The sequence below is a fragment of the Nitrobacter sp. genome, assembly GCF_047149785.1.
Classification (GTDB): Bacteria; Pseudomonadota; Alphaproteobacteria; order Rhizobiales; family Xanthobacteraceae; genus Nitrobacter.
On record NZ_BAAGBE010000001.1, the window covers coordinates 211,325 to 223,185 of the forward strand.

9 protein-coding genes and 1 pseudogene are annotated in these 11,861 nt (G+C 63.6%); 4 read left to right on the forward strand and 6 right to left on the reverse strand.

All coding sequences use genetic code 11. The features are described from left to right. Positions 1 to 179: 179 nt before the first annotated feature. Positions 180 to 1,307, forward strand: coding sequence for a hypothetical protein (locus tag ACMDCM_RS00940; RefSeq protein ID WP_412771810.1), 1,128 nt, complete (start codon positions 180 to 182; stop codon positions 1,305 to 1,307). 97 nt (positions 1,308 to 1,404) lie between these two features. After that, a complete protein-coding gene (locus tag ACMDCM_RS00945) occupies positions 1,405 to 1,572 on the forward strand; it encodes a hypothetical protein (RefSeq protein WP_412771811.1) in 168 nt (55 codons plus the stop codon). A gap of 313 nt (positions 1,573 to 1,885) precedes the next feature. On the opposite strand, the gene putA is transcribed toward ACMDCM_RS00945, so the two are convergent. Continuing rightward, the gene (putA, locus tag ACMDCM_RS00950; protein ID WP_412771812.1) at positions 1,886 to 4,891 is read right to left on the reverse strand and encodes a bifunctional proline dehydrogenase/L-glutamate gamma-semialdehyde dehydrogenase PutA; all 3,006 of its coding nucleotides are present in this window, start codon (positions 4,889 to 4,891) and stop codon (positions 1,886 to 1,888) included. A gap of 260 nt (positions 4,892 to 5,151) precedes the next feature. Between putA and ACMDCM_RS00955 the strand changes: the two genes are divergently transcribed. Continuing rightward, on the forward strand, positions 5,152 to 5,745 hold the full coding sequence (locus tag ACMDCM_RS00955) for a hypothetical protein (protein WP_412774623.1): 594 nt from the start codon (positions 5,152 to 5,154) through the stop codon (positions 5,743 to 5,745). Positions 5,746 to 5,919: 174 nt separating this feature from the next. Here ACMDCM_RS00955 and ACMDCM_RS00960 read toward each other — a convergent pair whose 3' ends face one another. The 4 genes from ACMDCM_RS00960 to ACMDCM_RS00975 all read right to left on the reverse strand — a co-directional run bounded on the left by ACMDCM_RS00960 (position 5,920) and on the right by ACMDCM_RS00975 (position 8,647). Beyond that, positions 5,920 to 6,120 carry a cold-shock protein gene (locus tag ACMDCM_RS00960; RefSeq protein ID WP_011511778.1) on the reverse strand — a complete coding sequence of 67 codons (201 nt, stop codon included), beginning with the start codon at positions 6,118 to 6,120 and terminating at the stop codon, positions 5,920 to 5,922. 238 nt (positions 6,121 to 6,358) lie between these two features. After that, positions 6,359 to 6,691, reverse strand: coding sequence for a SorB family sulfite dehydrogenase c-type cytochrome subunit (gene sorB / locus ACMDCM_RS00965; protein WP_412771813.1), 333 nt, complete (start codon positions 6,689 to 6,691; stop codon positions 6,359 to 6,361). A 12-nt stretch (positions 6,692 to 6,703) separates the two neighbouring features. Continuing rightward, positions 6,704 to 7,912 carry a SorA family sulfite dehydrogenase catalytic subunit gene (gene sorA, locus ACMDCM_RS00970; RefSeq protein WP_412771814.1) on the reverse strand — a complete coding sequence of 403 codons (1,209 nt, stop codon included), beginning with the start codon at positions 7,910 to 7,912 and terminating at the stop codon, positions 6,704 to 6,706. Between the two features lie 486 nt (positions 7,913 to 8,398). Continuing rightward, the gene (locus tag ACMDCM_RS00975; protein WP_412771815.1) at positions 8,399 to 8,647 is read right to left on the reverse strand and encodes a hypothetical protein; all 249 of its coding nucleotides are present in this window, start codon (positions 8,645 to 8,647) and stop codon (positions 8,399 to 8,401) included. Between the two features lie 266 nt (positions 8,648 to 8,913). Between ACMDCM_RS00975 and ACMDCM_RS00980 the strand changes: the two are divergent. Further along, positions 8,914 to 10,564, forward strand: a pseudogene (locus ACMDCM_RS00980) (glycosyltransferase family 39 protein). Between the two features lie 89 nt (positions 10,565 to 10,653). Here ACMDCM_RS00980 and ACMDCM_RS00985 read toward each other — a convergent pair. Continuing rightward, on the reverse strand, positions 10,654 to 11,766 hold the full coding sequence (locus ACMDCM_RS00985; RefSeq protein ID WP_412771816.1) for a branched-chain amino acid aminotransferase: 1,113 nt from the start codon (positions 11,764 to 11,766) through the stop codon (positions 10,654 to 10,656). Positions 11,767 to 11,861 lie beyond the last annotated feature (95 nt).

Sequence of the window (11,861 nt, forward strand, 5' to 3'; positions counted from 1 at the left end):
TGCTTCCTGTGGCCCGTATTGCCGCGTCACAAGCGGGCCCGTGCGCGTCTCGCCGGCCTTGGTAAAGCCGTCTTGTGAGTCGGAAAAAATCCTAAAATTTCCGCAATGGTCCCGAAAGTAAGGATTTTGCAAGCAATGAAAAGTTACCAAATGGTCAACCCTTTTTTGGAGTTTTTAACGTGAGCGACCATTCGTTTGATCGGACCAATCGCGGCCCCGCCGACAAATCTGCCGGGATGGAGATGTCGTCAGGCGCCAAATCTCCAGAGCTTGCGCCGGAGCAGGAATTATCCGCGCCGCCACCCGACGACATCGAGCCCGTGGCGCCGAAGGCGGAAGCACCCTTGACCGATTCCAGGATTGAGGCGGAGGCACCGAAGGCGGACGCATCTTTGATCGAGCCCAGGGTTGAAGCGAAGGCGGCGAAGGTGGATGCGTCCTTGATCGAGCCCAGGATTGATGCCGAACCTCCGAAGACGGAAGCGACCCGAATTGAGCCGGATGTTGAAGCTGAAACTCCGCAGACGGGTGCGTCGCGAGAAACCGGCAAGATCATGATCGTGCCGCCGTCACGCAACAAGTCTTGGGATGACAAGTCTTGGGATCGCGGGACCATCGATCAGGGTCGGGCGGCCGCCGGAGCTGCGCAGGCATCGGGCCGTTTCGGCAAACGGCGTCTCGCCGCAATTGCGGCGGTCGCGGCATTGGCTGCGATCACCGGTGCGATCGGTGGTTCGCTTGCGACATCCGGGCTCCGCCATAGCGTTGCGAGTGAACAGTCGTCGGCGACGGCTGGCCAGACCCAGGCTCTGGAAGCCACGATCAAGCAGCTCCGGTCCGAGGTTGCCACGCTGAAGACGGGCATCGACCGCTCGGCCAAGGGCGACGCCGGCCAGTTCGCCAGGATCAACGATCGCCTGGACCGGGTTGAAAAGGCGCATGCGGAGTCGGCGGTCAAGCTGACCAGGCTCCACGAGGCACTCGACAAGCAACATGCAGCCGCCGCGCCGGCTGCGCCTGCCGCGACGAACGTGACCGGGTCGATTCCGGCGACTGCCGCTTCAACTGCCGCCGCCGCTTCGGTGCCGCTGCCGGCGCCGAAACCGGCTGTCGCACGTCTGCCGGCGGTTGAAGGCTGGATCTTGCGCGATATCACCAACGGCGGCGCGTTGATCGAAGGGCGCGGCGGTCTCTATGAGGTCTACGCCGGCGATCCGGTGCCCGGGCTCGGCCGGGTCGATGCGATCCGCAAGCAGGACGGCCGCTGGGTCGTCGTCACCAGCAGGGGACTTGTCGTTTCGCACTGAAGGACGACAGCGCCTTGCGACCGGATCGGGCGCGCCGGAACTATTTCGTCCGTCGCGGTTTGATGCGCAACGATCTATCCGCGGGGCGCGCGCAGCGATGAACGAGCCGGAGCAGACCGAAAAAGAACGCAATCGCGAAATTGCTCAGAACGAGCGCGAGCGCGCGGCCGATAGTGCCGTGCGCCTCAGTTCGTGGGCCATCGGCGTTGCCGTTATTCTCGGGCTGATCGCGCTGGGTTTCGCGTGGCCGTGGTTGCGCCGCTAGAACGTTTTCAAGCGAAGTGGCTACCGGTTCGCGTAAAGAAAACGCGTCAAATCAAAATCATGGAGCCCCGCTTCTGATTCCATCAGAAGCGGAAGGGCTCGAGCGAAACTCCTTCGTCATTCCGGGGCGTCGCGAAGCGACGAACCCGGAATCCGGTAGTCAAATGATTCTGGGTTTACTGGATTCCGGATAGCCGCCATGCGGCTTCCGGAATGACGGAGAACTTTCGGTCATCGCTCGGGTAAACTCGCTCTCGCCACCGTCCCCGCGCACGCAGCGGTTTTGGCGTAGTCGTTGCCCCGATGGATGTTGGCTATCCTTCTCCGCTCATCAATGCGGCGTTGCCGCCGGCGGCTGCGGTATTCACCGTCACGGTCTGTTCGGTCGCAAAGCGCGCGAGATAGTGCGGGCCGCCGGCCTTCGGTCCGGTCCCCGACAGGCCGTGACCGCCGAACGGCTGCACGCCGACCACCGCGCCGATCATGTTGCGGTTGACGTAGATGTTGCCGACTTCGAGGCGGTCCACGATCGCTTCCACCGTGTCGTCGATGCGCGAGTGGATGCCGAGCGTCAGGCCGTAGCCGGTCTCGGCGATCGAGCGCAGAACCGCGTCGAGACCGGACGCGCGATAGCGCACGATGTGAAGGATCGGTCCGAACACCTCTTCGGTCAGTTGCCTGGCGTCGGCCAGCTCAAAGATGTGCGGCGCGACGAAAAGCCCGGACGCGGGCGCTCGCCCAGCGAAATGCACGCGGGCCTCGCGCGTCATGCGCGCGATATGCGCATCGAGCCGCTCCTTTGCCTCGCGGTCGATCACCGGGCCGACATGCGTGGCGGGATCGGACGGGTCTCCGATCTTCAGTTCGCGCGCGGCTCCCGCGATCGTCTCGATCATGCGGTCGGCCACGTCCTCCTGCACGAACAGCAGCCGCAATGCCGAACAGCGCTGCCCGGCCGAGCGAAACGCCGAGGTGACCACATCGTCGGCGACCTGCTCCGGCAGTGCGGTGGCGTCGGCGATCATGGCGTTGATGCCGCCGGTCTCGGCGATCAGCGGCACGATGGGGCCGTCCTTGGCGGCGAGCGCGCGATTGATCGACCGCGCCACTTCCGTCGACCCCGTGAAGACGACGCCGGCGATGTCGCGGTGCGCGACAAGCGCTGCACCTGTCCGTCCATCGCCCCGAAGCAGATGAAGCGCCGCTGTCGGAATGCCGGCCTGGTGCAGCAGGCGCACGGCCTCCGTTGCGACCAGCGGCGTCTGCTCGGCGGGTTTCGCGACCACCGTATTTCCCGCCATCAGCGCCGCCGTCACTTGTCCGGTGAAGATCGCCAGCGGGAAATTCCACGGCGAGATCGCGGCAAAGACGCCGCGCCCGCGCAATTGCAGCGTGTTGCGCTCGCCGGTCGGTCCGGGCATCGTTCGCAAGTCGCCGAACAGCTTGCGGCCCTCCGCGGCGTAGTAGCGGCAGAAGTCGGCCGCCTCGCGCACCTCCGAGACGGAATCGTCCAGCGTCTTGCCGCCTTCCCGCTGCAGCAGCGCGATGAAATGCGCCGCTCGCTGCTCCAGCAAATCGGCTGCGCATTCCAGCGCGGCTGCCCTGGCTGCAGCCGGCGTACGGCTCCATGCGGAAAAACCGTCGCGCGCCGCTGCAACGGTGCGGCTCACGTCCTCCGGCGCGTTGTGCTTCACCGTGATGGTGGACAATTTTTCCGCCGCGACGTCAGCGACCAGCCGGTTCAGCGCCATGCGCTCGCCGAATTCGATGCCCCGCGAATTGACGCGTTCGGGCCGGAACAGATCGCGCGGCAGCGGGATCGTCGCATTCGCCGCGCCGTCGGCATTGCCGACGATCTTGGCGGGCCGTCGAAGCAGCACGTTCGCCGATACATCTGGATCGGAGGCCATCGCGACGAAGGACGAGTTGGCGCCGTTTTCGAGCAGGCGTCGCACCAGATAAGCGAGCAGGTCGCGGTGACTGCCGACCGGCGCATAGATGCGGCAGGCGATGCCCGGGCGATCCTTCGCGAGCTGCGCGTAAAGCGCTTTGCCCATGCCGTGCAGCCGCTGGAATTCGTATCCTTCGTCGCCCTCGGTCAGTTCGAGGAGCGTGGCGACGGTGAGAGCATTGTGGGTCGCGAATTGCGGAAAGATCCGCGGCCGCAGCGCCAGCAGTTGCTTCGCGCAGGCGATGTAGTTCAGGTCGGTCATCGCCTTGCGGGTGAACACGGGATAGCCGTCAAGCCCGCGTTCCTGCGCGCGCTTGATCTCGGTGTCCCAATAAGCGCCTTTCACGAGGCGGACCATCATCCGCCGGTTCAGGCGTCGCGCGAGATCGTCGATATGGTCGATCACCGCCGAGGCGCGCTTCTGATAGGCCTGGATGGCGAGGCCGAAGCCGCTCCATCCGGCGAGCGAAGCGTCAGCGGCAACAGCGGCGATCACGTCGAGCGACAATTCCAGCCGGTCGGCTTCCTCCGCATCGACCGTGAAGGCGAGATCGCGCGCCTTGGCGCGCGCGGCGAGATCGACGACGCGCGGCACCAGTTCGGCCATCACACGTTGCCGGCTCACCGCCTCGAAGCGCGGATGCAGCGCCGACAGCTTGACGGACATGCCGGGACGGTCGGGCAGGGGGTCGTCGCCGGCGCGCTGGCCGATCGCCTCGATCGCGGCGGCGTAGGAGTCGAAATAGCGCTCGGCGTCCGCGGCCGTGCGCGCACCTTCGCCGAGCATGTCGAAGGAGTAGCGGGCGTGACCGGCCGAATGCGCGTGCGCCCGCTCCAGCGCCGCCTTGATGGTCTCGCCGAGCACGAAGTGATTGCCCATCAGCCGCATCGCCTGCCGCGTCGCCGCCCGCACCGCCGGAACGCCGATCCGCTTGGCGAGCCGACCGATGGTTCCCTGCGGCGTCTCGCCCGGCTGGATGACGAGCGCGGACAGTCCGAGCGCCCAGGCGGAGGCGTTGACAAGGAATGCGCTGGACCTGGTCTCGTGATGGATGAAGTCGCCTTGTCCGAGCTTGTCCTCGATGAACCGGTCCGCCGTTTCGGCATCGGGCACGCGCAGCAGCGCCTCTGCGAGCACCATCAGCGCGAGGCCTTCCCTGGTCGACAGTGAAAACTCGCGCAGCATGTCTTCGACGCCGCCGAGCGGATCGTCGTTCCGCCGGATGGCGTCGATCAAACCGCGCGCGGTGCGATCGATCCGCGCGTCGCGTTCGGGCGTTAGCTGCGCCTCGACCAGCAGCCGCTTCGCCATTGCTCGTTCGTCGGGGGCATAAGGAGCCGAAAACGACGATGGAAGAGGCGGCGGCATCGGCGATTCCTCGGCTTTGCGCAAAAACTGCCGTTTGAGAAGACCACGTGACTGCGCGTTCGCGACACACGAATCTGAAACGCTGTTGCGGCCGCGCGACCTTTTCTTCAACTCAATAAGCTAAGCTCGATCAGGCATAGCGCCAATGGGTCGAGCCAATGTGGGGCCGCCGGTATCGGCAATTTCATTGCGGGTTTTCAAATCGACGAATTGACGGATCGCACGCGTGCCGTATCTCACGGTTGTTTGCGACGGTGGCGATGCTGTTCATCGCGCCGGCCATGGACGGCTCCGTCGTGGCGGCCGAACTCAGCCCCGGCATTGCGCAGCTTTACACGTCCGTTTCAATCTATCCGCCGAGCGCGAAGTCCATGACAGTCTGCTACGGCTTCGTCTGCCGTCGCCGGAAGTCTCTCGATTTCACGTCCGCCGATCGCGGCGCGCTGACACGGATTCTGGCGGCAGGCCGGTCATCGGCTGCCGCGGAGCGCCGGGCGGTTCAAAAGGCGGTGGTCTGGTTCGACCGGCGCATGGGGCCAATCCTCGGGACCAACAGGCGTGTGGCACGGGCCGATTTCCGCGCCGGCGACGACAGCCACAACTTCGATTGCTGGGACACCACGCGCAACGTCACCAGCCTGTTGCTGGTCCTTCAGGATTGGGGACTTCTCAAGTTTCACAGCGTGGGAAATCCGCATTATCGCGGCAATACGCTCGTGTTGCAGACCCCGCATAATACCGCGGTGCTGGTCGAACGCGCCACGCATGCGCAATGGGTCGTCGACATGTGGCCGCGGGGTTACGCGCAACTGCCCGACGTCATGCCCCTGGATCGATGGATCAAGGAAAATTGATCGACGCGATGCCGCGCAGTCGCCGCTCGGGTGGCCGATCTTCGTCGCCGGCGGATCGAGTCCACGATGGCGCGGACCTGATTGCGTCGGCGGAGCCGATGTCGTTTGCCGCGGAGGGCGTCCCCATTGGTCGGGACGCGACTTTATCCGGGTCTTGAGGATCGCGTGGTCGCGTCAAACCTTGAGGTTTTCAGCCGAGGTCTTGCCGCGGTTGGCAACTTCCTCGAATTCAACCGTCTGACCTTCGTTGAGCGTTGAAAGGCCCGCTTTCTCGACGGCCGAAATATGGACGAATACATCCTTGCCGCCGCCAGCCGGCTGGATGAATCCATAACCTTTGGTCGGGTTGAACCACTTCACAGTACCCTTAGCCATTCCCAAGTCTCCGCAGGATTGAAACAGTCGTCGGTCCCCGGAAACCGGCTTGTCCGACAGCACACAAGATACGCGGTCTCGGCCCGGCTTGGTAGATCAAACACAAGGTTGAACTATCTGAACCAACTCTATCCCGAGGCGGTGCAATTTTGCCACAATTCTAGACATCTCACCCGTCAGGGACGGGCAAGGCAATGGCAATCCGCCGGCGGATTTCCGCTGGATTCGGCTTCCGACGTCAATAAGTCGCGGTCAGATAGTCCACGATCTTGCCGATATCGGCCTCCTCGATCTGCGCGCCATACACCTTGATCATCTTGTTGACCTCCGCCTGCCAGAAATCCTTCTTGAATTTCGGGCCGCGCGGTTGGGTCTGGATGTAGTCCGCCGAGTGACAGGCCGTGCAGTTGGCCTTCACAACGTCGAGATTGGGTCCGGGCTTGAACTCCGCCGCTTTATCCGGAAGCTTGTAGGAAATCGGCTTGGCGCTGGCCGCGGTGGGACCAAAAGCGCCGCTGCTCCCGGCCAGTCCGATGGCGGCGGCGAGAGCAAGAAGAGTTGGACGCTTCATGACTTTTCTCCCTCAGGCCGCCGTCACGTGGACGGTCTCGATGACGTTGCGCATGTAGCCGGCCGGATTCCATGTGGCCTCGGACGGTTGCACCTGGCCGCCGTTGCTGGTCGCGCGAACCTTCAATTCGTGCGGACCGGCGGTGAGCTTGACCGGAATCTTCCATTCGCGGAACGAGTATTTGCCGTAGTCCCGGCCGAGCCGCGCGGCCTTCCAGGTCTTGCCGCCGTCGATCGACACCGCGACTTCCCTGATTCCGGTGCCGCCGTCGAATGCGATGCCCTTCAGCAGCTTGCCGCCTGTCCTGAGTTTCGCACCGTCGGCGACATTGGTGATGAAGGAGCGGACGTTGAACCTGTTGATAGGGACAGTCGCCTTCGGCGCGGTGCCCGGCTCAACGCAGGCGCAGGCGTTGTCCGGAATGCGATAGGCCGTCTTCATCCAGAAATTGTCGTAGACGCTGTCGATGACGGTGATCCCGTTGAGATGCTTGACCCAGTAGGTGCCGTAATATCCGGGAACGACGAGCCGAAGCGGAAAGCCGTTCAAAAACGGCAAATCCCGTCCGTTCATGAGATAGGCCAGCATCACCTCGCCATCACGTGCATGATCGATGTCGAGCGCCTTGGCAAAATCCGGCGTCCTGTCGCTGACGGGACCGTCCATGCCGTCGAACACCACCTGCTTCGCGCCCTGTTGCACGCCGGCCTGATCGAGCACGGTCTTGAGCGGCACGCCGCGCCAGCGCGCGTTGCCCATCGCGCCATTGCCGGACTGGCCGCCGGCGACGCGCGGATTTGAGAATCCGCGGCTGTTGCCCGAACACTGATTGACGGCGACGATCTCCGTCGCCTTCATTTTTTTGATGTCCTTGAGCGACAGCTTGAGCGGACGGTCGACCTTGCCCTTGATCTCCAGCGTGAAGGTGTCGGGATCGATGTCGAGCGGAAGGCCGGCGAGGTGATAGCGGACAAAGAAGGCGTCGTTCGGCGTAATCGGGCCTTCGTTGAAAACCGAGAACGGCGTTTCGAGTTGCGGCGGCCGGCTGGTGAGGCCGATCATTACCCGCTTCTGCGGATACTTCACCAGCGGACGTTCGCCGTTTTCGAACGGCAGGGTCACGCTGTCGAGCGCAAAGGCCTTGAAAGGGGTCAGGCCGGCGGTTGCGCCGAGCGCCAGTCCGGCGCCGACGCGTTTCAGCATCTCTCGTCTGTCGAGCATGGCTTCCTCCGAAGCTTTACGGTCGAGACCCGTCATCACGGGTCATCGATCTGCGAAGTCTCGCACCGCGGGAGCGCAAGTCAATTGATGCTTTCGAGTGAGGGAAACGACGAAATTCGACGGCTTGCTCCGCCGGGTTTCTGCGCGGGCGGATGATACCGCCACCGACACGCAAAATCCCGGCGGCCGGGCAGCCGGGATTTTGACCGACCCAGTGGCGTGAATTGCCATTCGCGCCCCACCGGGCTGCGCGTCCCGGACGCGAATGTCAGATTCACGGCACTGGCAACTTATAATCGCTGGTGATCCTTCGATTCCAACATTCGCAACAAGGCTCGCTGGAAGCGGGATGCGAATGCCAGAATCGGAGCGCTAGAGCCATTCCGGCTTTGATGGAATCAAAGCCGGGCTCCAGCTTTTTGTTTCGACGCGTTTTCTTTATGCGAACCGGTATCCACTTCGCTTGAAAACGCTATAGATAGCGGATCAATCGCAGACGTTGATGGTGCGCAGACGGAAGCCGAACGGGGTCGGCACGCGCCGCACTACATAACAGCCGTCGTCATAGCCGCCGATATAGGCGATGCCGAAGTCGTGGCCGAAGTGATGACCGAAATGGCCGAAATGACCGAAGTGGTGATGACCAAAGCCGTGCGCGGAAGCGGCCGACGGCGCCAGCGCCATCGCACCGAGGGAAGCTGCGGCAACGAGTCCAAGAGCAAGTTTACGAGACATGGTCGTACTCCTTAAAGGAAGCGCGCGATGCGCGGGTTTGATTTCAAATCGAGTTCTGGTTTCCGTTTGCGGGCTTGTGCTGGTGTCGCTCTTGCCCGTCGCAAGTTCGTCGTACCCTCGAGGAATCGGGTTCGAACCGATGCAGTGCTAATTCGAAGAATTTTCTGAATGGATGTTCAGCCCTGCGATCGTCAGATTTGCGGCCCGCTCGGCCGGAGAACGGTGTAAGGAGGGCGCGACGAGGCGTAATCCCTTTCCGGACTCCAATGACGATCGCAGAGTCAGGCAATCCGCTACAGCCAGAGCGTCCGACGCTTTCGTCGCTGGCGTGGGTCGCGGCATTGATCGCTGCGATGACCGTGCTGCGATGCATCTTTGCCGCCACGCTGGATCTGCGGACCGACGAGGCCTATTACTGGACCTGGTCGAAGGAAAGCGCACTGTCCTTCCTCGATCATCCTCCGATGATCGCGTGGTTCATTCGTCTCGGCACCGCGATCTTCGGCGACACCAATTTCGGCGTCAGGTTCGCCGGACTGCTGGCGATGCCGATCTCGCAATTGCTGCTCGCCGATATCGTCCGCCGCGTCACCCGCGATATCCGCGCCGCCGTGCTGGCGGTTCTGATGATGGAAGCGGCGTTGTATTACGGCCTGCTGATGGCGAAGGTCGCGCCCGACGTCGCGCTGATCCCGTTCGAACTGGCGATGGTGTGGTCGCTGGTGCGGCTCACCGAGAGCGGCGACGCGCGCTGGTGGCTTGCCGCCGGTTTCTTCGGCGGCCTCGCGCTGCTGTCGAAGCTGACCGCATTGATGCTGGTCCCCGCCGTTGTTCTTTTCATTGTCGTGCCGGACTGGCGCTCACGTTGGCTGCGCAGTCCGTATCTGTGGGCCGCGCCATTGATTGCGGCTGCGGTGTTCTCGCCGGTCCTGATCTGGAATTGGATGCACGACTGGGCCTCGTTCAGGTTTCAGTTCGTGCGCGCGACCGCCGCGCATGGCGTCACGCTGCGCACGCTCGGCGACTATCTCGGCCTTCAGTTCGGTCAGGTCGGGCCGATCCTGCTGCCCGTGGTACTGGTTGGCGTGGCGGTCACGGCATGGCGCGGGTTTCGGCATCGCGATCCGGTTTCCGTGCTGCTGTCGGCGGCCGTGCTGGTGCCGTTCGGCTATTTTCTCTGGAAATCGCTGACGCTTCGCGTCGGCGACACCTGGCCGATGTTCATCTGGCCGCTGGGATTCGCCGCAACCGCAATCGACATCGCGAAGCGATCGCGCGAAAAATGGCCGGCGTGGATCGCAAGATCGTCCGCCTTCTGGGTCAACGCCGCGATCGCCTCGGGTCTCGTCCTCGTTGTCGCGGTGTTCCTCTATTACCGTCGTCAGCCCCTGGAATTTCATCGGCAAGACCGATCCGATCGGCGGCGAAGCCGGCTTCGCGCAGGTCGCGAGCCGCGCCGAAAGCGAATTGCAGGCCGCCGGGGCGACATGGATCGCGACCGACGATTACCGGACCTATGCGATGCTGCGCTGGCATCTGAAGGATCGCGTGCCGGTGATCCAGATCAACGAACGCAGCCGCTTCATGGGTTTCCGCGATCCCGGTTTCGAGCGGATTGCCGGGCATGCCGGGCTGTACATCGCCCGCGAGCAGGACGGTGCATCCCTTCTGGCCTCGACCGGCGCGGTGCTGACGCCGTTGGGTCGGGTTCAACGGACCTGGCGCGGCCGGATCATGGACACCTATGTTCTGGAAAAACTGACGGGCTGGACACCTGATCTCTCGCCGCCGCCGGATTCGCGGTTCTACAAATGGCGGCAACTGGCGAAGGGGACGACGCCGTCCGTTGAATCAGACTCTGGTCTCAAAATAAACCGCCATCGCCCGCGCAAGCGGACGATCCAGCAATCAGGGTGAGGCTGAGGGTTTCGTGCCGCTGCCGAATACGGGATGTTCCGCCTTCGCGGAGCACGACGGCTCTTATATCGCGACGCATGCGCCGCCGGTCACAGCACCTTGCGGGTCCAGTGGTGCGGGTCGGCCGCGCGGCCGTATTGTATGTCGACCAGCTTCTTGCGGAAGCCCATCGCGACCGGACCGGCGGCGCCGCCATTGATGATGAAATCGCCGTGCGCCGAGCATACCTTGCCGATCGGCGAGACGACCGCCGCGGTGCCGCAGGCGAATGCTTCCCGAAGCCTGCCGCTGGCGGCATCCGCGCGCCACTGGTCGATGGTATAGGGCTCCTCGCGCACGGGCGTGCCGGACTCCCTGGCGAGCGTGATGATCGAATCGCGGGTGATGCCCGGCAGGATGGTGCCGAGCGGCGGCGTCGAGAGCGAACCGTCGTCGAACACGAAAAAAACGTTCATGCCGCCGAGTTCCTCGATGTAGCGGCGCTCGATCGCATCCAGGAAAACGACCTGGTCGCAGCCGCGACCGATGGCTTCGGCCTGAGCACGCAGGCTGGCGGCGTAGTTGCCGCCGCATTTGACGGCGCCGGTGCCGCCGACCGCCGCGCGTGTGTAGTTTTCCGACACCCAGATCGAGACCGGCGCGGGGCCGCCCTTGAAATAGGAGCCGACCGGCGAGGCGATGACGGCGAAGATGTATTCCGCCGAAGGCTTCACGCCGAGAAACACCTCGTTCGCGATCATGAAAGGCCGCAGGTACAGACTGCCTTCGCCACCGGGAATCCAGTCGCGGTCCAGCCGCACGAGTTGCTCGATGGCCTCGATGAACAAGGGTTCGGGCAGCGGTGCCATCGCCATGCGCTCGGCCGAATTGCGGAAGCGTTTCGCGTTGGCGTCGGGGCGAAACAGGTTCACGCCGCCGTCGTCACGCTTGTAGGCCTTCAGGCCTTCGAAAATTTCCTGCGCATAATGCAGGACTGCGGTTGCGGGATCGAGCGGGAAACTGGCGCGGGATTCGACGCGCGCGCCGTGCCAGCCGTTTGCGTGATTGTAGCGCACCACGGCCATGTGGTCGGTGAACACCCGTCCGAAGCCGGGATCTGCGAGCTTTGCCTCGCGCGCGGTCGCGGGCGTCGGACTGGCCGTCGGCTGGACATCGAATGTCAACGACGTCGCGCCGTTGAACGTATCGAGCGAAACTCCCATGGATCTCCTCCCGCCTTTGCAGCAGTCCTCGTCCTGGCCCGCCCGTCCGAAGACCGGTTTCCGTTTTGGCGGAAGGCGCGAAGTCCAGTATGTTG